General features: G+C 72.0%; 20 protein-coding genes, 1 tRNA gene and 2 pseudogenes. 16 read left to right on the top strand and 7 right to left on the bottom strand.

Going from position 1 to position 20,052, the window contains the following annotated elements:
- Nucleotides 1–102: 102 nt before the first annotated feature.
- From AB0C25_RS33670 to AB0C25_RS33635, 8 genes and pseudogenes are all read left to right on the top strand, one after another.
- Nucleotides 103–558 carry a hypothetical protein gene (locus tag AB0C25_RS33670; RefSeq protein ID WP_357378769.1) on the top strand — a complete coding sequence of 152 codons (456 nt, stop codon included), beginning with the start codon at nucleotides 103–105 and terminating at the stop codon, nucleotides 556–558.
- Between the two features lie 26 nt (nucleotides 559–584).
- The gene (locus AB0C25_RS33665) at nucleotides 585–989 is read left to right on the top strand and encodes a YjbQ family protein (protein ID WP_357378767.1); all 405 of its coding nucleotides are present in this window, start codon (nucleotides 585–587) and stop codon (nucleotides 987–989) included.
- Nucleotides 990–1,588: 599 nt separating this feature from the next.
- Nucleotides 1,589–1,993 (top strand): MarR family winged helix-turn-helix transcriptional regulator, encoded by a 405-nt coding sequence (locus AB0C25_RS33660; RefSeq protein ID WP_357378832.1) that lies wholly within the window; start codon nucleotides 1,589–1,591, stop codon nucleotides 1,991–1,993.
- Between the two features lie 51 nt (nucleotides 1,994–2,044).
- Nucleotides 2,045–2,383: pseudogene (locus tag AB0C25_RS33655) on the top strand (transketolase); the annotation flags it as partial.
- Between the two features lie 306 nt (nucleotides 2,384–2,689).
- Nucleotides 2,690–4,642: pseudogene (locus tag AB0C25_RS33650) on the top strand (thiamine pyrophosphate-dependent enzyme); the annotation flags it as partial.
- Between the two features lie 113 nt (nucleotides 4,643–4,755).
- On the top strand, nucleotides 4,756–5,193 hold the full coding sequence (locus AB0C25_RS33645) for a DUF3052 domain-containing protein (protein ID WP_145779555.1): 438 nt from the start codon (nucleotides 4,756–4,758) through the stop codon (nucleotides 5,191–5,193).
- Nucleotides 5,194–5,279: 86 nt separating this feature from the next.
- Entirely contained in the window at nucleotides 5,280–5,744 is a 465-nt protein-coding gene (locus AB0C25_RS33640; protein ID WP_357378764.1) for a peroxiredoxin, read from the top strand.
- 76 nt (nucleotides 5,745–5,820) lie between these two features.
- A tRNA-Val gene (locus tag AB0C25_RS33635) sits at nucleotides 5,821–5,892 on the top strand.
- 355 nt (nucleotides 5,893–6,247) lie between these two features.
- Here AB0C25_RS33635 and AB0C25_RS33630 read toward each other — a convergent pair.
- Nucleotides 6,248–6,850: a TetR/AcrR family transcriptional regulator gene (locus AB0C25_RS33630; protein ID WP_357378762.1), complete on the bottom strand. Its 603-nt coding sequence runs from the start codon at nucleotides 6,848–6,850 to the stop codon at nucleotides 6,248–6,250.
- Between the two features lie 84 nt (nucleotides 6,851–6,934).
- Here AB0C25_RS33630 and AB0C25_RS33625 point away from each other — a divergent pair, with 84 nt between their 5' ends.
- Nucleotides 6,935–7,351: a nuclear transport factor 2 family protein gene (locus AB0C25_RS33625; protein ID WP_357378760.1), complete on the top strand. Its 417-nt coding sequence runs from the start codon at nucleotides 6,935–6,937 to the stop codon at nucleotides 7,349–7,351.
- The gene (locus AB0C25_RS33620) at nucleotides 7,348–7,551 is read left to right on the top strand and encodes a heavy-metal-associated domain-containing protein (RefSeq protein ID WP_357378758.1); all 204 of its coding nucleotides are present in this window, start codon (nucleotides 7,348–7,350) and stop codon (nucleotides 7,549–7,551) included. Before AB0C25_RS33625 ends, AB0C25_RS33620 begins: the two co-directional genes overlap by 4 nt.
- Here the strand turns inward: AB0C25_RS33620 and AB0C25_RS33615 are convergent.
- The 4 genes from AB0C25_RS33615 to AB0C25_RS33600 all read right to left on the bottom strand — a co-directional run bounded on the left by AB0C25_RS33615 (nucleotide 7,536) and on the right by AB0C25_RS33600 (nucleotide 9,943).
- Complete coding sequence (locus AB0C25_RS33615; RefSeq protein ID WP_357378756.1) at nucleotides 7,536–7,961, bottom strand: hypothetical protein; 426 nt, start codon at nucleotides 7,959–7,961, stop codon at nucleotides 7,536–7,538. The genes AB0C25_RS33620 and AB0C25_RS33615 overlap by 16 nt on opposite strands.
- On the bottom strand, nucleotides 7,961–8,083 hold the full coding sequence (locus AB0C25_RS33610) for a hypothetical protein (protein ID WP_357378754.1): 123 nt from the start codon (nucleotides 8,081–8,083) through the stop codon (nucleotides 7,961–7,963). Before AB0C25_RS33610 ends, AB0C25_RS33615 begins: the two co-directional genes overlap by 1 nt.
- 173 nt (nucleotides 8,084–8,256) lie before the next feature.
- On the bottom strand, nucleotides 8,257–9,009 hold the full coding sequence (locus AB0C25_RS33605; protein WP_357378752.1) for a hypothetical protein: 753 nt from the start codon (nucleotides 9,007–9,009) through the stop codon (nucleotides 8,257–8,259).
- A gap of 193 nt (nucleotides 9,010–9,202) precedes the next feature.
- Nucleotides 9,203–9,943, bottom strand: a complete 741-nt coding sequence (locus tag AB0C25_RS33600; protein WP_357378750.1) for a 3-oxoacyl-ACP reductase family protein — start codon at nucleotides 9,941–9,943, stop codon at nucleotides 9,203–9,205.
- A gap of 325 nt (nucleotides 9,944–10,268) precedes the next feature.
- On the opposite strand from AB0C25_RS33600, the gene AB0C25_RS33595 reads away from it, so the two are divergent.
- Entirely contained in the window at nucleotides 10,269–10,748 is a 480-nt protein-coding gene (locus AB0C25_RS33595; RefSeq protein ID WP_357378748.1) for an N-acetyltransferase, read from the top strand.
- Between the two features lie 104 nt (nucleotides 10,749–10,852).
- Nucleotides 10,853–11,995, top strand: coding sequence for a polysaccharide pyruvyl transferase family protein (locus AB0C25_RS33590; protein WP_357378746.1), 1,143 nt, complete (start codon nucleotides 10,853–10,855; stop codon nucleotides 11,993–11,995).
- 8 nt (nucleotides 11,996–12,003) lie between these two features.
- On the opposite strand, the gene AB0C25_RS33585 is transcribed toward AB0C25_RS33590, so the two are convergent.
- Nucleotides 12,004–12,210, bottom strand: coding sequence for a hypothetical protein (locus AB0C25_RS33585; RefSeq protein ID WP_357244904.1), 207 nt, complete (start codon nucleotides 12,208–12,210; stop codon nucleotides 12,004–12,006).
- A gap of 83 nt (nucleotides 12,211–12,293) precedes the next feature.
- Here AB0C25_RS33585 and AB0C25_RS33580 point away from each other — a divergent pair, with 83 nt between their 5' ends.
- From AB0C25_RS33580 to AB0C25_RS33570, 3 genes are all read left to right on the top strand, one after another.
- On the top strand, nucleotides 12,294–12,812 hold the full coding sequence (locus AB0C25_RS33580; protein WP_357378744.1) for a DinB family protein: 519 nt from the start codon (nucleotides 12,294–12,296) through the stop codon (nucleotides 12,810–12,812).
- A 97-nt stretch (nucleotides 12,813–12,909) separates the two neighbouring features.
- Nucleotides 12,910–16,191 carry a DEAD/DEAH box helicase gene (locus tag AB0C25_RS33575; protein WP_357378830.1) on the top strand — a complete coding sequence of 1,094 codons (3,282 nt, stop codon included), beginning with the start codon at nucleotides 12,910–12,912 and terminating at the stop codon, nucleotides 16,189–16,191.
- A gap of 150 nt (nucleotides 16,192–16,341) precedes the next feature.
- Nucleotides 16,342–17,244 carry an SWIM zinc finger family protein gene (locus AB0C25_RS33570; protein ID WP_357378742.1) on the top strand — a complete coding sequence of 301 codons (903 nt, stop codon included), beginning with the start codon at nucleotides 16,342–16,344 and terminating at the stop codon, nucleotides 17,242–17,244.
- Between the two features lie 4 nt (nucleotides 17,245–17,248).
- Here AB0C25_RS33570 and AB0C25_RS33565 read toward each other — a convergent pair whose 3' ends face one another.
- On the bottom strand, nucleotides 17,249–17,506 hold the full coding sequence (locus AB0C25_RS33565; protein WP_091409372.1) for a DUF3040 domain-containing protein: 258 nt from the start codon (nucleotides 17,504–17,506) through the stop codon (nucleotides 17,249–17,251).
- A 431-nt stretch (nucleotides 17,507–17,937) separates the two neighbouring features.
- Between AB0C25_RS33565 and AB0C25_RS33560 the strand changes: the two genes are divergently transcribed.
- Entirely contained in the window at nucleotides 17,938–20,049 is a 2,112-nt protein-coding gene (locus AB0C25_RS33560; protein WP_357378739.1) for a DUF1800 family protein, read from the top strand.
- Nucleotides 20,050–20,052: the final 3 nt, after the last annotated feature.

Below are 20,052 nucleotides of genomic sequence, written 5' to 3'. Positions count from 1 at the left end.
CGTCTAGGTCCCCCGGACGCGATGCTGAACACAGGTACCCGCCGGTAACTTAGCGCTACGGAGTGCCCTCGACCCCTTGTCTGGGCCTTTTATGGTGACGGCATGAACGGGCGACGAGTGGCTGCGGGCGGTGCGCTTCTGGTGGTCGGGACCCTCGCGGCGATCCCCGGAACATGGGTGTTGCTGTCGGGTGACCCCGCCGTACTCCCGGTTGTGATCTTCGGTCTGGCCGCCGTGGTGTTCGGCGCGGTCCAGGCGCGCGGCGGCCTGCGGGCTCCGGCCCCCGGGAGGGCGCGGCCGGTGCCGGGTCAGCGCCGCAGGCACGAGGGCACCTACACCCCAATTACCTACTACGGGAGCGGCACGGGCGACTACGGGAGCGGCACCGGCGCCGAGGGCTGGTCCGACGGCGGTGGCTGGTCCGGAGGCGGTGGCGGGTCCGACGGCGGTGGCTGGTCCGGAGGCGGTGGCGGGTCGGACGGTGGTGGCTGGTCCGGCGGTGGCGGTTCCGGTGGTGGCGGTGGCGGCGACTCGGGTGGCGGTGGCGGCGGCTCCTGACTCCTGCCTGCGGCAGAATGCGACGTATGCGCAGCGACGTCATCACCGTCCAGACCGGGACACGCCCGACCGTCCGCGACATCACCGCAGAGGCCCAGCAGTTCGTCTCCGGCGAGGACGACGGCCTGTTGCACGTCTTCGTGCCGCACGCCACCGCCGGTCTGGCGATCATCGAGACCGGGTCGGGCTCCGACGACGACCTGCTCAGCGCGCTGGACGACCTGCTGCCCACGACGGACCGCTGGCGGCACCGGCACGGTTCACCCGGCCACGGCCGCGACCACGTGCTGCCGGCGCTCGTCCCCCCGTACGCCACGCTGCCGGTGTTCGGCGGCCGGCTCGCGCTCGGCACCTGGCAGTCGATCTGTCTCGTCGACACCAACGGCGACAACCCGACCCGCCAGGTCCGCTTCTCGTTCCTCCCCGGCTGATCTGCCCTAGGGCGTCCGGCGTCGGGCGTCCGTCCGGCGTCGGGCGTCGGGCCGCGGGCCGCGGGCGTCGGGCCGCGGGCGTCGGGCCGCGGGCGTCGGGCCGCGGGCAGCGGGCCGCGGGCCGCGGGCCAAGATCGTGCTCGATCAGGGATGTAGTGGTCTCGGGCAGACGGGAGGCCACTACATCCATGATTTTGCGCGGGGCGGAGGGGATCTCGCCCCCTCTGCCGGCTGATCGCGGCCCTGCGCCCTCAAGATCCGCGCAACTTCCCCGATAGTGCTGCCTCGACGTTGACCGAGGCAGCACCATCCCTGATGTTGCGCGGATCTTGAGGCTCCGGTCCGTGTGGCGGCGCAGGGCTCGCCTCGACGGTCGGCCAGGTCGGTCCGTTTCCGCCGGCAACCTCGCGGGGTGCGGTGCCTGCCGGGGTCAGCCCGTGCCGGGCTGCGGTCTCCACCGGGTCCAGTCGTCGCCGAGCCTCGTCGTGACCTCCGCGACCGAGCGCCGTGCGTACGATGTGGCCGTGACGCAGGGGGTGGGTTCCGCAGCAGGTGGACCGGTGGACCGGGCTGATCTCGCCGCCGATGTGCTGCGCCGGATGGCCCACGTGAGCGACGCCCTGCGTCACCGGCAGGGCTCCGCGTTCGCCGAGCTGGGGCTCACGCCGGCGGCGGCCCGGGCGTTGCGTGAACTGGACCCGGACCACCCGCTGCCCGCCCGTGACCTCGCCGGCCGACTGGGCTGCGACAGGTCGAACGTGACCATGCTGGTCGACAAGCTGGAGCAGGCCGGGTTGGTCGAGCGCCGCACCGACCCGGCGGACCGTCGGCAGAAGACGTTGGTGGTGACCGAGCGAGGACGCGTCGAACGGGACCGGGTGACCGAGGTGATGTCCGACTCCCGACTCCTGTCCGGCCTGACCGACCGGGAGCTGAGCACCCTTCGTGACCTGGTCCGGAAGGTGTCCTCCGGTGACCGTCTGGAGCCCTGCGGGCCGGAGTGAGTCGACACGCGCCGACCGTGTCCCACTGGGCGACCAGGGCCCTCGTCGGTAATGCTGTCCCACGTGACAACCCCGCAAGATCTCGACGACCGGTTCCGGGAGACCCTGGCGGCGCTGCCCGCCGCGGGGCGGCGACGTGATCCCGCCGACCCGGTCAGCGACGATGCTCCACTGACCGGCGCGCAGGTGCTGGACCTGTTCGACGCGCAGGTGACCAGCCGGCAGCTCGATCTGGCCGGCCGTTGGCTGCGCAGCTTCGGGGAGGGTTTCTACACCATCGGGTCGGCCGGGCACGAGGGCAACGCCGCGGTCGCCGCCGCGCTGCGCCCCACCGATCCGGCGCTGCTGCACTACCGCTCCGGCGCCTTCTACTGCGTCCGGGCCGCGCAGGCCGCCGCCAACTCAGCATCGACCGCCGAGCCGACGCCGCCCGGGTCCGTACCGTCCGGGTCGGTACCGTCCGGGTCGGTACCGTCCGGATCGGTACCGTCCGGATCTGAGCGGCTGACCGACACCGAGCCGCCGAGCGAGCGCCCGACCGAGCTGTCCGCCGAGCGCCCGACCGAGCGCCCGACCGACCCTGACCGGCTCATCGATCCCGAGCAGCCGAGGCACTCCGAGCTGACCCACTCCGAGCCGACCGACGCCCACCTCATCGGGTCCGAGTCGCCCACCGGCGGGTTCGCGCCGTATGTGGACGCGGCCCGGGACGTGCTGCGGGGGATGGTCGCCTCCAGCCAGGAACCGATCGCCGGCGGCCGGCACAAGGTGTTCGGCCGCGCCGATCTGGCCATCGTGCCGACCACCTCCACCATCGCCTCGCACCTGCCCCGCGCGGTCGGGATGGGGCTGGCCGTGCAGCGGCTGCGCCGGCTGGACAACGCCGGGCGACGTACCGGGGTCGGCAGTGGCGCGGCCCCGGCGGCCGCCCCGTGGCCCCCGGACGCGATCGTGGTGTGTTCCTTCGGCGACGCCTCGGTCAACCACGCCAGCGCCACCGCGGCGTTCAACACCGCCGGGTGGTACGACCACGCCAAGCTGCGTATCCCGGTGCTCTTCGTCTGTGAGGACAACGGGCTGGGCATCAGCGTCCGAACACCTGAGGGCTGGGTCGAGGCCACCCTGCGGGCCAGGCCGGGCATCCGCTACTTCAGCGCGGACGGGGCCGACCCGGTGCAGACGTACGCGGCGGCGGCGGAGGCCGCGGCCTGGGTGCGCCGTACCCGGCGGCCGGCCATGCTGCACCTGCGGACGGTACGGCTGATGGGACACGCCGGGGCGGACGCGGAGTCGGCGTACCGGAGCGCGGCCGAACTGGCCGAGGACCTGGACCGGGACCCGGTGGTCGCCACCGCGCGGCTGCTCGTCGACGCCGGCGTGGCCACCGGCGAGGAGCTGTTGGCCCGGTACGACGAGACCGGCTGGCAGGTACGCCGGCTGGCCGAGGAGGTGCTGGGCGAGCCGAAGCTGGCCTCCGCGGCCGACGTGGTGTCGGCGCTGGCGCCCCGCCGTCCGGTGCGGGTGGCGCGGGCGGTGGGCGACGCCGCGGCGCGGGCCAGCGGGCCGGGGGCCGGTGCCCGGGCCGAGGCGTTCGGGGGCAAGCCGCCGGAGCTGGCCGGGCCGATGACCCTGGCGCAGAGCATCAACGCGGCACTCGCCGACGGGATGCTCGACCACCCGCAGATGGCGATCTTCGGCGAGGACGTGGCGGCCAAGGGCGGCGTGTACGGGGTGACGAAGGGGCTGCGTGACCGTTTCGGGGCGGCCCGGGTCTTCGACACGTTGCTCGACGAGACGTCGGTCCTCGGGTTGGGCCTCGGTGCCGGGTTGGCCGGGATGCTGCCGGTGCCGGAGATCCAGTACCTGGCGTACCTGCACAACGCGGAGGACCAACTGCGCGGCGAGGCGGCCACCATGCAGTTCTTCTCACGGGGGGCGTTCCGCAACCCGATGGTGGTCCGGGTGGCCGGGTTGGCGTACCAGGAGGGGTTCGGCGGGCACTTCCACAACGACAACTCGGTGGCCGTACTCCGGGATGTGCCCGGTCTGGTGGTCGCGGTCCCGGCGCGGCCGGACGACGCGGCACCGATGCTGCGGACCTGCCTGGCCAGCGCGGCGGTGGACGGCAGCGTGTGCGTGTTCGTGGAGCCGATCGCGCTCTACCACACGCGCGATCTGTATGCCGAGGGCGACGGGGAGTGGCTGGCCGGCTATCCGGAGCCGGGCGCGTGGGTGTCCGGGCACGTGCCGATCGGCCGGGCCCGGGTCTACCGGGTCGGCTCCTCCGACGACCTGACCATCATCACCTTCGGTAACGGGGTACGGATGTCGCTGCGGGCCGCGGCGGTCCTCGCCGAGGAGGGGGTGGGCACCCGGGTGGTGGATCTGCGCTGGCTGGCGCCGTTGCCGGTGGCCGACATCATCCGGGAGTCGTCGGCGACCGGCCGGGTGCTGGTGGTGGACGAGACGCGCCGATCCGGCGGGGTGGGCGAGGGGGTCATCGCCGCCCTGGTCGACGCCGGATATGTCGGTGCCGCACGTCGAGTAGCGGGAGTTGACTCGTTTGTACCATTAGGTCCGGCAGCACGTCACGTACTGGTCTCCGCGGAAGCCATTACCGACGGTGCCCGTACGCTGCTGGCACGGTAAATTCCGTTCCACCCGGTGCGCCACTTGCGCGCGGACCAACAACTGTGTGGACTTTGCCTGACGGCCGTCGCACCGACGCCGCGAGCAGGGACGAGATGAGGAGGCACGCGACAGTGAGCGCGACCGCTGGTCAGGCCGCCGACGGGGTACGCAGCCTGGCGGACCGGTTCGGAATCGAACCGGGGATGGTCGTCATGGAGATGGGGTACGACGACGACGTCGACCAGGATCTCCGAGACGCCCTGACCGACCGCTGTGGAGATCTGGTCGACGAGGACACCGACGAGGTGGTCGACGCCGTGCTGGTGTGGTACCGCGAGGGCGACGGTGACCTTTTCGAGCTTCTCGTCGACGCCCTCGGCCCGCTGGCCGACAACGGGGTCGTGTGGCTCCTCACCCCGAAGGCGGGGCGTGACGGGCACGTCGAGCCGAGCGAGGTCGCGGAGTCCGCGCCCACCGCCGGCCTTCAGCAGACCTCGACCGTCAACGCCGGCCGGGACTGGAGCGGCGCACGTCTCGTGCTGCGCCGAGGGGCCAAGGCCAAGAAGTAGCCCGCGCCGCTTCGCAGCCCGGCGGTCCGTGCCGTCGGGTGGCAGGCTGGCGCCGTATCACGACTCGACCCCCGAGGAGAGTACGCATGCCCATCGAGGTTGGTGCCGAGGCGCCGGACTTCGTCCTGAAGGACCAGAACAACCAGGAGGTCCGGCTGTCGGACTTCCGGGGCAGGCGCTCGGTCCTGCTGGTCTTCTACCCGCTCGCCTTCACCGGCACCTGCCAGGCTGAGCTGTGCGAGGTGCGGGACAACCTCGACGCGTACGCGAACGACGACGTCCAGGTGTTGACGATCAGTGTCGACTCGGTCTACAGCCACAAGATCTGGGCCGACCGTGAGGGTTACCAGTTCCCCATGCTTGCCGACTTCTGGCCGCACGGCGCCGTCGCCCAGGCGTACGGGGTCTTCAACGAGGTCGCCGGCATCGCCAACCGGGGCACCTTCGTCATCGACAAGGCCGGCGTGGTCCGCTTCGCCGAGATGAACGGCCCGGGCGAGGCCCGCGACCAGCAGGGCTGGCGCAAGGCCATCGCCGAGGTGACCGGCTGACCGGAGTACGCCGTGCGCCAGGGCCGGCGGCGAGCAGGTAAGCTTGCCAGCCACCGGCCCGCCGCACGGGCGATCCGGGCGCGTAGCTCAGTGGGAGAGCACCCGCCTTACAAGCGGGGGGTCGCAGGTTCGAAACCTGCCGCGCCCACACCCTCAGACCAGCAAGCGAGAAGGCCGCCGGTGATCCGGCGGCCCTTTTCGTCTCCTGGCCCAGCCCACGACGCCGGGCCGCGCCTCTGCTCACGGCCCCGTGGCTTCCGCTCGTTGTCCACTCCCGGGGCACTCCTCGGGCGGGGCGTAGGCGCGAATGGTGCCGTTGTGCCGCGCCACGTCTCCCTCAGCGGTGAGGGGTACGACGCGTTTGCAGACGGGGCACCGGCCCCGCTGGTGCGGCGAGCGCTGCGTCACCGCGCCTCCCCAGGTCGGTCGTCGCACGTCTTCGGTTTCCTCAGCCGAGCCATGTCGCCCATCGTCGCCGACCGACGCTCGGCCACGGCCTCACCTCACCGTCCCGCATGATCACCGCTGGGTCGCAGCAGCCTGATCAGGACGGTACGCAGCGCGTCGGCGGCCTCGGCCCGGGACAACCGGCCGGCGTCGACCTCCTCGCCCACGGCGTGGCCAATCTTGATGGTGATCGCGGCGAGCAACCCGGCCGGAAGTCCACTGTCGAATTCGCCGCTCGCCTGTCCGCGCCGGATCACCCGGTCGATCCGATCGGCGACCGGCGCGTGGCGTTCCTCGTCGACCTGCGGGCTTGCCGGCAGCGACGCGATCTGCTGGATCAGGACCGGATAGCGTCCGGCGGTCTGCGCGCCGGCTTCGAGGACGCGGAGCAGCGCGTCCGTGGCAGATCCTCGGTCTGGCTCGGCGGCGTCCATCGCGGCGACGGCCTCGTCGGTGATCCGTCGAACGACGGCCGTCATCAGGTGCTCGCGAGACGGGAAGTGGGCGTAGACGGTCTGCCGGGTGACGCCGGCGGCGCCGGCGATGGCGTCGAGGCTGGCGTCGGGCTGCGCGTCGAGCAGTCGGATCGCCGCGTCGAGGATCGCACCGCTGTTGCGGCGGGCGTCGGCGCGTTGCCTCTGGTCCGCTGAACCACTCATCTCTTACACCTTGCCAAAGTTGTTGAGGATCGATATTTTACAAGCTGTAAAGATTCGCTGGATCGCGAGCCGATGGTGGGTGACATGGGTGGTCTCGATGGCATCAGCCCGAAGGAGTTCATCGGCAACTTCTTCACCTCTTTCATGCACGATCTGGTCCGCGGCGACGAAGATCCGGCGACGGTCGTGGACCGCTATCACACGCCCGACATTGTGCAGGTCGCCGACGGCCACCTGATGGACCGCGCCAAGCTCATCGCGCACACCCGCCCGGCCCGCAAGCACCAGACCGGCGCACGGTGGGAGGTGCACGAGGCGATCGCCGACGGGGACCGGATCGCCGCCCGCTACACCCTGCACTTCCAGACCTCCAAACGGGAGGGCAGCGTGGACGTGTACTTCTTCGGGCAGTTCGCTGCCGACGGGCGGATGCGTCAGGCGCACATGCTGACCCGTGCCGTTCCCGTCCGGGCCAGCGACGAGGCGCAGCTGTCGACATGACCGTCAGCAGCTATCGCGTGATCGGTATGGCCTGCGGGCACTGCGCGGGCTTCGTCACCGAGCAGATCGAGCGGATTCCCGGTGTCACCGACGTGGCGGTGGACGTCGACGGCGACACCGCCACGGTGACGAGCGACCGACCTCTCGACATCGCCGAGGTGCGCGCCGCCGTCGAGGAAGCCGGCTACGAACTGCCCTGACGTCTGAGTGGGGTCTCGTCCCGAGCGACGAGCGCGAAGTGATGCGCGGACTCGACGGCTGCGTCCAGATGGAGGCTGGTGACGGGCGAATCCACCAGCGGTGGGGTGTCGCGGCGAACCACGAAGCAGGTCCGCACCAGCGTGTCGTCCGGGCCCTCCTCGTCGATGTCCACCAGGTCGGGCGGGGTGCTTGGTCGACCGCTGCCGGAGGCGGTCCAGTGGTATCGCAGCTCCAACACGCCGTCCTCGGGGCAACTCCAGCTCAACCGACTCACCGAAGCGCCACCAGCGGCGTTGGCCCACGCGCTCCAGCCGGTGCCGTCACTACGAAGGCACACCCAACTGGACTCCAACGCCCCGTAGTCATACGGGCCGCTCTCCCACAGCCCGACGAGGGTCTCGTGCCGCATCAGAGGCTGCTGCCCATGTTGAGCCGTAGGGCGTGCATCGCCACCTCCTCGAACGACGTGTCGAACACCTCGACGCTCACCTCGTCGGCGAGGACCTCGACGAGGTCTTCGTGGCAGACCACCAGGAAGTGGCGCAGTTGCCGGCGGGCGACGGTTGAACTCCCAGGTCCAGCGGGACCGACAGTGGCTTCACCGACGGAACTCTATTCGTGTCCACGCGGGATGGACGGGCCACCGTCGGAGTCGGTGGACGGGCTCACCGGCGAGGACCCGCCCGCTGAGGGTGCGGACGGTGTCACCTCAGGGTGTCGTGCAGCCGATTTAGTTCTCGTGGGGTGCCGATGGCCGTGCGGTGCTCGGGGTGCTCCACGTACTGCCGAATCGTGTTGGCGAGGAGCCCCGGGTCCACGTGCAGCCGTCCGGCCGCCAGCGGATACGGGTAGGGCGGCTTGCCCGGCACCGGGTGCACCTGCATCAGGGGGATGCTCGCGGCCTTCCGGGTCGGAGGAGGCGGACCCCCCGGGGCCAGGCGATCCCAGGGTAGGAAGGTTCGTCGGACAAAGCCCTGTGCGGTGATGCCGTCGCGGTCCAGGGTGAGGAGTGGCCGGTTCAGCAGCAGGGTGAGCGCGATGCCTCCCAGCACGACGGCCGGGACAGCGATGGCCAGCGCCAGCATCCCCGTTGTCTGGACGAGTTGCGCACGATCCTCGCCGGCAATCCGTTCGGTCTGCACGAAGGCCGCCGCGAACCAGCCAAGGAGCATCGACGAGGTGCCCATCCACCGCGGGCTCGCCGGCGCGACGAAGCGGTTCCGTTCCGCGTCCACCTGCCAGGTCGCGGGCCCCCGGTTGCTCCTGGTCATCAGGCGGTAGCCGACCCACGGCACCAGGAGCGTGCCGGACAGGACGGCCAACCACGCCAGGAAGGCGACGCCCTTCGGATCGATCTGCCAGGTCAGGGGCTTGAACCACAGCTCCGCGCACACCCGCAGGGCGAACGCGGCCACGGCGAAGGGCCAGACCAGCAGGCGCGCCGCACGAAGGGACATGGTCGACACCGTAGGCCGTCCGGTCAAGCCGCCCGGACGGTCGAAACCTTCGGTGGTCGGTCCTCACCCACCAGATCGACGCGCCCGCCCGACCCGCCGAGCATCGCGCCACAGCGCGATCCGCACGTACGCCTCCGAAGAATGGTTGAGGTCGGGCGGCGCCCGAGTGTGCGGGGGACGCCGCCCGGGGTCCTCAGCTGGTGAAGCCGCCGTCCACGTTGACCACCGCGCCGGTCACGTACCCGGCCTCGGGGCTGGCCAGGTGCGCGACGGTGGCGGCGATGTCGGCGGGGCGGGCGTAGCGGCCGACGGCGGTGAATCCGCTGATGGCCGCCGCGTTCGGTCCGTCCGCCGGGTTGGCGTCCGTGTCCGTCGGCCCGGGGTTGACCAGGTTGACGGTGATGTCCCGTGGTCCCAACTCGCGGGCCAGGCCCCGGGTCAGGCCGACCAGAGCGGTCTTGCTCATCGAGTAGAGCGTCAGCCCGGGAAAGACGGCCCGCTCCCCGACGTTGCTGCCGATGCTGATGATCCGTCCGCCTTCGCCCAGGTGCCGCACCGCAGCCTGCACCGCGACGTACGGCGCCCGGATGTTCACCGCGATCGTCCGGTCCACCTCTGCCATGCCCAGTTCGTCCACGGCGCCGACGAGGAAGACCGCCGCGTTGTTCACCAGGATGTCCAGCCGACCCAGGTCGGCGACCGTCCGGTCGACCGCGCCCCGCACGGCGCTCGGGTCGGCGCCGTCGGCCTGGACGGCCAGCGCCCGCCGGCCCAGCGCCTCGATCTGCCGCACCACTGTCGCGGCCCGCTCCGCGTCCTGTCGGTAGGTGAACGCCACGTCGGCCCCGTCCTGAGCCAGGCGAAGGGCGATGCCGGCCCCGATGCCGCGGGAACCACCGGTCACCAGGGCGACCTTGTCGTTGAGTGTCGTCATGCAAACGATCATGTGGCCGTGCCGACCTCCCCGTCTGGCGGCGATCGGACCCCTCGTTCCCACCCCCAGGTCCGAAACCCGCGACCGTACCCACCCAGCCTCAAGATCCGCGCAACTTCAGGGATCGTGCTGCCTCAACGGCCGACGAGACAGCAGGATCACCGAAGTTGCGCGGATCTCGATGGTGACCTGCGCCTCGACGACCTGACGCAGTTGGCACGCCACCCGGACCCGTCGCCCACCGCGCGCTGACCGGCGAACCCGGTGGCGTACCCGGGTCGGATCTGCTGCACTCTTCCCCGTCGACGACGGAGGGGAGGACTTGGTGGAGTTGACGCTGACACCGATGACGGAGCAGGACCTGGCCCGGTTGCTCGGGGCGCTGGAGCAGGCGTACGCCGAGGACCTGGTGGCGCACCGGGGGTTGACCCCGGAGGCGGCCCACGAGCGGTCGGTCACCCAGATCCGGGAGTCGCTGCCGGCGGGCGCGGCGACCGAGAGGGCGCTGCTGCGGGTGGGCCGGGTCGACGGCACCGAGGTCGGTTGGATCTGGGTGACCCTGCCGACGTCGGCCGCCCCGACCCAGGCCTGGATCGACAACATCGAGGTGCATCCCGAGCACCGGGGACGCGGATACGCACGTCGGATGATCCAGCTCATCGAGGCCGAACTCGCCCAGCTCAAGGTGGCCGAGCTGGGTCTGAACGTCTTCGGTACGAACACCGCGGCGATCGGGCTCTACCGGAGTCTCGGCTTCGAGGTCACGTCGCAGCAGATGGCGAAGCGGATCGTGTCGGCAGGCTGAGCCGACGGCGCGGCCCCGGAGCGACGCAGGCCGGTCCCCTCGGCAGGACTGTTCACCTGCCCAGCGGGAAACCGGCGCGGACCGCACCTGGGGAGGAGCGACGGATGACGCACGGTGCCGGACTGACCATCGGTGTGCTCGGCTCGTACGGTGGGCGAAACCTCGGCGACGAGGCGATCCTCACCGGCCTGCTCACCGATCTGCGAACGCAGGAACCAAACGCCCGGATCATCGTCTTCTCCCGTAACCCGGAGCACACGCGGGCCGCCCACCCGGACGTCGAGGCGGTGCCCTGGGAAGGCGTCAGCCGCACCGACTCCGCCCTCGTCCTGGCCCAACTCGACCTGCTGATCCTGGGCGGCGGCGGGATCCTCTACGACCGGGAGGCCCGCCGCTACCTGCGGGTGGTCCGGGTCGCCCAGGAACGCGGCCTGCCCCTGATCACGTACGCGGTGGGCGTCGGGCCGCTCAGCGACGCGGTGGACACCGGCATGGTCCGGGAGACGCTCTCCGGGGCGACCCAGGTGACGGTCCGTGACCAGGAGTCCCGGATGGTGCTTGAGGAGGCGGGTCTGCTCAATCCGATCACGGTCACCGCCGACCCGGCGTTCCTCCTGCAACCCGAGGACTTCCCGGCCCACCTGCTCGCCGAGGAGGGGGTGCCGGTCGGTAAGCGGCTGGTCGGGATCAGCGTGCGGGAGCCGGGGCGAGCAGCCGAGCGGCTCGACGTGGACGGCTACCACCGGCTGCTGGCCCAGATCGGTGACTTCCTGGTGCACCGGATCGACGCGTACGTGCTGTTCGTGCCGATGGAACGTGACGACATCCGGCACGCCCACGGGGTGCTCTCCCACATGGTCGCCGCCGATCACGGTCGGATCCTGCACGGCACCTACTCGCCGCAGCAGGTGCTCGGACTGATGCGCCACTTCGACCTGGCCGTCGGCATGCGCCTGCACTTCCTGATCTTCGCGGCGATGGTCGGCACACCGTTCCTGCCCCTGCCGTACGCCGGCAAGGTCTTCGACCTGGCCCAGCGCCTCGGCGTGCCGGCGCTGCGCGGAGTGGAGCGGGAGGTCGAGGGGCCGCTGCTGGCCGAGGTCGACCGGCTGTGGGACGAGCGGGAGCATCGCGCGGAGGCCACCGCCCGACGGGTGGCCGAGGTGTGCGAGCAGGCGCGGGGCACCTCGGAGGTCACCCGCGGCGTGCTGGAGGGCCTACGCGGCCAGGCTCTCACCCGGGTCTGAGTGGGCGATCACACGGCGGGACCAGTCCACCGGTAACGCCACTCGCGGGCCTCTTCGTGGGCGGTCTCCAGCTCGTAGATCTGTGCCTGCGCCAGCCCACCCGAGCCGAGGTGGTGGTGGGTCAGCGGTGGGCGGCCGTTGCTGTCCAGTTCGACGGTGATGGTCTGCCCGTCCGCCGTGCCGCCGACGAGAAGGATCCGCACGGATGAAGCCATGCGCCCATCCTGCCCGTCGTGCCGCCCGCCCGCAGCGGATAGCGGGGCAGCGGGGTGACCCGACCCGTGGCTAGGGTCGGCGGATGGAGCAGACGATCGATCCGACGCTCGGCCCGGTGCTCGCCCGTACCGGCGACGAGCGCGCCGTACTGGACTCGTTCCTCGACTTCCACCGGGCCGTGCTGCTGCGCAAACTGCGCGGCCTCTCCGACGCCGACGCGGGCCGACGGCTGGTGCCCTCGGCGACCACGCTCGCCGGGCTGGTCAAGCATCTGACCCTGGTCGAGCGGAACTGGTTCCCGACCCTGCTGGCCCCTGAGCCGGGTGACGTCTACCTGACCTCGGAGGAGGACGCGGTGGCGAGCTTCACGCTCGGCGACCAGGACACCGTCGCCGGGCTCACCGAGGCGTACGAGCGGGCCTGCGCCCGGTCGCGGGCGATCGCCGCCCGCTTCGACCTCGACCACGTGGTGCCGCACCCGCAGCTCGGCGAGGTGTCGCTGCGCTGGATCCTGGTGCACCTGATCGAGGAGACGGCCCGGCACGCGGGCCACGCCGACATCCTGCGCGAGCTGACCGACGGCGAGTGCGGCGCGCTCTGATCCTGCGGCCACCCGACGTGCCGGTCCGCCGGTGGGTGCCGACGCCAGCCCACCGGTGCCGCCTATCCTGGGCGCGGGCGGCGACGAGGAGGAGCAGGTGCTGGTCATCCACGGGCTGTGGAAGCCCTGCGACGACTCGACCGGCGGCCTCGCCGTCTGGGCCGAGGACAGCGCCGCGCCACAGGCGCCGGCCCGGTCCGGCCGGCCGCCCCGGGAACGCCCGCATCCCTTCGCCGCCGGGCACGCCGACCTGGTCGCCGTCCTCGCCGACGCCGCCGAACCGGCCCACCCCGGCACCGCGCTGCTCACCCTCCCCACCCGGGCGGGCGCGCCGGTCGACTCGCCCGAGCTGATCCGGACCGCCGTCGCACCCCCGGCCCGTGGCCGGCTCGCCCTGGCCGGGTGGCGCGTCCCCGTGCTGGTGTACGCGCCGGACGACGCGCTCTCGCTGCTCCGCGCCCTGGACGACCTCCCGGCGGTGCCCGGGTCAACCCTGCGCCACCTCGCCGAACTGGCCGACTTCGCCGCCGACCTGGTGACCCGTGGCCGAGTGCTCCCCGGCGTCGCCACGATGGCTGTCCCGTCGGCGACCGCAGTGGCGGCAGGCAGGACGCCGGCGGTCGTCGCGTCGCCGGACAGGACGTCGGCGAGCGCAGCGGCGGCCGGTGGCACGGCCGCCGGGGCTTCGTCCGGCGGTTCCGTGCTGGTGCCGGCGCGTGCGGTCTGGCGTCCGCTGCTGACCGGCACCGACGCCACCTGGGCGCGCTCGCTGGCGCTGGCCCTGCCGCCAGCCGCCCGAGCCGCCGTGGACTCCGCCACCCTTGACCGGGCCGGCATCGCGGCCTTGGCCGGTGGTTCGGGTGGGAGCGAGTTGACTGCGGCCGAGGTCGTCGCGGATGCGCTCGACGCGCTCACCGACGCCGCCGCGCGGGCCGCTCTGGCGACCACCACCCTGGCCCGGGGACTGCGCCCGGGTGGCCCGGCACCAGCCTGGTTGGCGGCGCTCGCCGGCCCGCAGCGTGACTTCACCGTCGATCCCACGGCGTTGGCCACACTGCGCGAGGAGCTGGACGCCTGGCAGCGGGACGCCGCCGGCGGCCCGGTGCGGGCCAGTTTCCGGCTGGTGGAGCCGGCACCGGACGAGGTCACCGAACCGATCCTGGCCACCCGACCGGCGCCGAACGACATCGTGCCGGTGCCGGTCGAGTCGGTCGGTGGGGGGCGTTGGCGGCTGGAGTTCGGGTTGCAGGCCGCGGACGAGCCCGGCCTGCACGTCGACGCCGGGCAGGTCTGGCGGGCGCCGCAGACGCTCGGCGGCCTGGCCGGCCGGACGACCAGCCCGCAGGAGACGCTGCTCGCCGAGCTGGGCCGGGCCAGCCGGCTCTGGCCGGACCTGGACGCCGCGCTGCGCACCGCCGCCCCCGAGGCGATGGACCTCGACGTCGAGGGGGCCCACCGGTTCCTCAGCGAGGGCGCTCCGGTGCTGCACGCGGCCGGGTTCGGGGTGCTGCTGCCGTCCTGGTGGCAGCGCTCGTCGGCGCGGCTCGGCGCCCGGCTTCGTGCCCGCAGCCGTACCGCGCCCGGCACGGTCGGTGGCACGGAGGCCGGTGTCGGGCTGGATGCCCTGGTCGACTACCGCTGGGAGATCGCCCTCGGCGACCAGCCGCTGTCCGCCGAGGAACTGGCCGCGTTGGCGGAGATGAAGACGCCGCTGGTACGGCTGCGCGGCCGGTGGGTCGAGCTGGACCCGGGGCGACTCGCCGCCGGTCTGCGTCTGCTCCGCTCGGCGGGCGAACTGACCGTCGCCGACCTGCTCCGCCTCGGGCTGGCCGACGGCGAGGCCACCGGGGCGCTGCCGGTGCTGGAGGTGACCGCCGACGGGGCGCTGGGCGACCTGCTCGCCGGTGCGGTCGAGCGTCGGCTCACCCCGCTGGACCCACCACCGGGTTTTCAGGGGACGCTGCGGCCGTACCAGCAGCGCGGGCTGGCCTGGCTGGCGTTCCTGCGCTCACTCGGCCTGGGTGGCGTGCTCGCCGACGACATGGGGCTGGGCAAGACGGTGCAACTGCTCGCGCTGCTCGCCGGGGACCCACCGGAGGCCGGACCGACGTTGCTCGTCTGTCCGATGTCGCTGGTCGGCAACTGGCAGCGGGAGGCGGCCCGGTTCACCCCGGAGCTGCGAGTGCACGTACACCATGGGGCGGAGCGGGCGCGGGGGGCGGAGTTCACCGCGGCCGCGCACGGCGCGGACCTGGTCGTCACCACCTACTCGGTGGCCGCCCGCGACGCCGCCGATCTGGCCGGCATCGACTGGCACCGGGTGGTGGTGGACGAGGCGCAGGCGATCAAGAACGCGTCTACCCGGCAGGCCGAGGCGGTCCGTGCGCTGCCCGCCCGGCAGCGGGTGGCGGTGACCGGTACGCCGGTGGAGAACCGGCTCGCCGACCTGTGGTCGATCATGCAGTTCGCGAATCCGGGGTTGTTGGGGCCGGCGGCCACGTTCCGCAAACAGTTCGCCGAGCCGATCGAACGGCACGGCGACGCCGAGGCCGCCGAACGGCTCCGCCGGATCACCGGGCCGTTCGTGTTGCGCCGACTCAAGACCGACTCGTCGATCATCTCGGATCTGCCGGAGAAGCTGGAGATGGAGGTGCTCTGCAACCTCACCGCCGAGCAGGCCGCCCTGTACCGGGTGGTGGTCGACGACATGCTGGCCCGCATCGAGACCAGCGACGGCATCGAGCGACGCGGCCTGGTGCTGGCCACCATGACCCGGCTCAAGCAGGTCTGCAACCACCCGGCCCAACTGCTGCGTGACGGCTCGCCGCTGGAGGGCCGCTCCGGCAAGCTGGCCCGGCTGACCGAAATCATGGAGGAGGTGCTGGCGGCGGGGGAGCGGGCACTGCTGTTCACCCAGTACGCCGAGTTCGGCGCGATGCTGCGGGGTCACCTGTCGGCGCGGTTCGGCCGGGAGGTGCTGTTCCTGCACGGCGGCCTCGGCAAGGCCGAACGGGACGCCATGGTGCAGCGCTTCCAGTCGGCGGACGGGCCGCCGCTGTTCGTCCTGTCCCTCAAGGCCGGTGGCACCGGGCTCACCCTGACCGCCGCCAACCACGTGGTGCACGTGGACCGGTGGTGGAACCCGGCGGTGGAGGACCAGGCCACCGACCGGGCGTTCCGGATCGGGCAGCGTCGACGGGTGCAGGTCCGCAAGTTCGTGTGCGCCGGCACGGTCGAGGAGAAGGTGGCCGCGATGATCGCGGACAAGCGCCGCCTCGCCGAGCGGGTGGTCGGCACCGGCGAGCAGTGGATCACCGAGCTGTCCACCGGTCAGTTGCGGGACCTGTTCGCGCTGGAGGCCGGGGCGGTGGTGGAGTGAGCGAGCGGAGCGCGCGAACCATCAGGCACAGCGTGGTGCCTCACGCCGGCGCGGAGCGCAGCGGAGCGGTGGAGTGAGCGAGCGGAGCGCGCGAACCATCAGGCACAGCGTGGTGCCTCACGCCGGCGCGGAGCGCAGCGGAGCGCTGGCGTGACCGACTTCGCCGACTACGGGCGCCCCCGCCGGGTCGACGGGGGACTGCGGGCGCGCAGCGCCCGAGGGGCGATCGGTCGCTCCTGGTGGTCGCGGCGGTTCCTGGAGGTGCTGGAGTCGTTCGCGCTCGGCACCCGACTGACCCGCGGCCGGTCGTATGCGCGGGCCGGCCAGGTGCTCACGCTCGACATCGCTCCCGGACGGGTCAGCGCGGTGGTGCAGGGCTCCCGGCCGCAGCCGTACCAGGCATCCATCGCGCTGAAGCCGTTTCCGTCCGCGCTCTGGTCCCGGATCGAGGCGGAGCTGGCCGGTCAGGCGTTCTTCAGCGCCCGGCTGCTCGCCGGGGACCTCCCCGACGAGCTGGAGGAGCTGTTCGTCGCCGCCGGCGCGCCGCTGTTTCCGGCCGGCGTGGACGAGCTGACCCAGCGGTGCAACTGCCCCGACTTCGCGGTGCCGTGCAAGCACCTCGCGGCGACGTTCTACCTGCTGGCCGAGGCGTTCGACGCGGACCCGTTCGAGCTGCTGCACTGGCGCGGCCGATCCCGTGCCGAGTTGCTCGACGAGTTGCGCGCCCGGCGGGTCGAGGCCACCGGAACGGCCCTGCCACCCGCCCCGGCCGGTCCACCGTCCGAGGTGGACGACGAAGGCTCGACTGTGGACGTCGTGGCGCCCGTCGGTGCGGCCCGCGCGCTGGCCGGTCTGCCGGCTACCCCGCTGGCCGACGCCGCGGACCGGTTCTGGATGCCGCCGGTGCCGCTGCCCGACCGGCCACCCCGGCTGGCGACCGGCCCGGACCTGCTGCTGCGCCAGCTCGGCGCGCCAGCGCCGGTCATCGGCGGGCCGGGACTGCTCGAACGGTTGCGCCGCGCGTACCGGGCGTTCGGCCCGGCCGACCGGTGAGCCGTCACGTCCACCGGCGGCGGAACCGCCACATGATCGCGGCATTGGCCACCAGCACCACCGCGCAGATCGCGCCGGTCAACCGACCGGCGAACACGGCTATCGCCGGCAGCGACGCCCACAGCACGATGGTCAACAACATCAGGTAGCGGCCCCTGCGGGCCCGGGCCCGGTGGTCCAGCCGGTTGAAGAAGGCCGGGTCACTCTCCCGGAGCTGACGGGTGATCTGGTCGAATCTGCGCTGATCCTCTTTGCTGAGCATGGCGCTGCCTTCCCCTCACGCGTTCAGCGGTTCGGCGGCATACCCGCTGCTGCGGCGGCTCACGCTCACCCGCTGCTGCTACTTTTCCGCCACGTGAGGTCACCTCATGTCCGGCTTACCCAAACCTTAAGTTTGCCTGTGGTGGTGAACGAGGCGGGACGTGTCGCGTGTGGCGGCGCGGTCCGGTCTGTGCCCGGCTGGCGCGCGTCCGCCCTGCTGGGAAGCTCCGCGGCCGCCCGGCGCCCGGCGCCTGACCGCGATGCCGCACTGAGCGCTGTCTTAAGTGCCCTCGCGAGGGTGTTCAGCCCACCTTGAAGGCACCTGAGTGCTTGGTTACCTTGCCGTAGCAACCCCCTCAGGCAACAGTCGCCGCACCTGCCGCACCTGCCCGGTCGCAGCTTCCGGCGCTCATCAGAAATCGGGATTGGTACATGGCCGACCAGAATGTGCCACCACGCCGACCGCGGGACGACCGCGGTTGGGACGGACGCCAGCACCACAACGCGGACGGCTACGGCGACCCCAGCACGTCCGCGCCCTACGGGTACGACTCGCCCCACCCCTACCAGGGCGGCTACCCCGCGCAGGCCGACCCGCGCGAGCAGTACGGCGACGGTTACGCCCACGCCGGACATCCCGCCCCCGGCCCGCGTGGACCGCAGTGGGTCGGTCCGGAGGGTCTCGGCCGGCCGGCGCCGGCGCGACCGGCCGGTGCCGGACTGCCCGCTCTGGACGATGACGACGACTCGGGTCGTAAGGTCGGCCGGCGCAAGGCCGTGTTCGCCCTCGGCGGCACCGCTGCCGTCGTCGCCGGTGGCGCGGCGCTCGCCATGACCCCGCAGATCCGTGGCCTCTTCGGCGACGAGACGACGGCGGCGGCGAAGGCTGGCGACGCGACCGGCAGCACGGTGACCGACGGCACCGCGGCGCGGCCCAGCGGCCAGCAGCCCAGCACGGTGCGGACGTACACCGAGCAGAACGAGAGCTACATGGGCTCCCGGGCCGGCGAGGCGTTGAAGAAGAACGCGCCAACGACCGGACGGACCCTGTCCGGTCCGACCGCCGCCGCCACGTCGACCAAGGTGACCGTCAAGACGGTGCTGGCCAAGGACCCGATCCTGCACCTGGCCCGGCGCGCCACCTTCGGACCGACGCCCGAGGTGGTCGCCGACATCAAGAGCAAGGGCATCGACGCCTGGATCCGCGCCCAGTTGGAGCCGGACAAGATCGAGCCGAGCAAGGCCGAGCTGAAGCTCGCCGAGCTGCCGAGCCTGAAGCTCGACCCACAGCAGTTGCGCGCCCAGCGGGACCAGCTCAACGACCAGGGCGCCCAGCCGGAGCGGGAGATGGTCGACGCCACCATCGCCCGGCAGATCTGGTCCAAGCGCCAACTGTTCGAGGTGATGGTCGACTTCTGGAACGACTTCCTGCACGTCGCCGCCGACTTCGACGGCGGCGAGGCCTACCGCAACTCGTTCGACCAGGACGTCGTGCGCAAGCACGCGCTGGGCAGCTACCCGGAGATGCTTGTCGCCGCGAACAAGCACCCCGCGCTGCTGATCTACCTGAACCAGAAGGACTCCCGCAAGGACGCGATCAACGAGAACCTCGCCCGGGAGAACCTGGAGCTCTACTCGGTCGGCGTCGACGGTGGTTACGAGGAGCAGGACGTCCGGCAGGCGGCGATGCTGCAGACCGGCCGCGGCATCGACCGCGAGGGCAGGTACGTCTTCAAGCCCGAGCAGCACTACGTCGGCAAGGTCAAGATCCTCGGCTTCACCCACGCCAACGACTCGCTGGACCCGAAGAAGGCCGACGCGGCGATCGACGCGTACATCGCCTACATCGCGCTGCACCCGTCGACGGCGAAGTACGTCGCGCAGAGCCTGGCGACCCGGTTCGTCTCGGACACCCCGCCGAAGTCCCTGGTGGAGCGGCTCGCGAAGACGTACACCACGAACAACGGTCTGATCAAGCCGGTGTTGATGGCGCTGTTCTCCTCCTCCGAGTTCTGGGCCGGTGTGGGCCAGAAGGTGCGCCGACCGATGGAGTACCTGGTCGCCACGTACCGCACCCTGGGTGTCTCACCGGAGGCGTCGCCGAAGCACAACAACGGCGACAACAAGCGCACCCCGTACGCCCGGGGCCTGCGGCAGATCCACGACAAGCTGCGCGAGCTGGGCCACTCCCCGATGGGTCAGCCCACCCCGGACGGCTACCCGGATGTCTACGTCGCCTGGACGTCGGCCGGCACCATGGTCAACGGCTGGAACGAGGCGGGCGAGATCATCGCCGGCTCCCGCACCACCTTCACGTACACGGCTCCGGAGAAGTTGGTCGCCGCGCCGCCGGCCACCGCCGGGGCGTACGTGGACGCGCTCTCCCAGCGGCTGGTGGGTCAGAAGCTGAGCACGCGGGAGAAGGACCTGATCCTCAATGTGGCCGGTGTCCCGCCGACTGCCAAGGTCGACGCCACGTTCAACGGGGCCATCACCGCCGTCGCGCGGGCGATCCTCGCTTCCCCCCAGCACCACCTCCGGTGAGGC

Origin of the sequence: Micromonospora sp. NPDC048839 (assembly GCF_040649915.1) — a bacterium.
Taxonomy (GTDB): domain Bacteria; phylum Actinomycetota; class Actinomycetes; order Mycobacteriales; family Micromonosporaceae; genus Micromonospora.
This window is presented reverse-complemented; position numbering and strand designations above follow the sequence as displayed.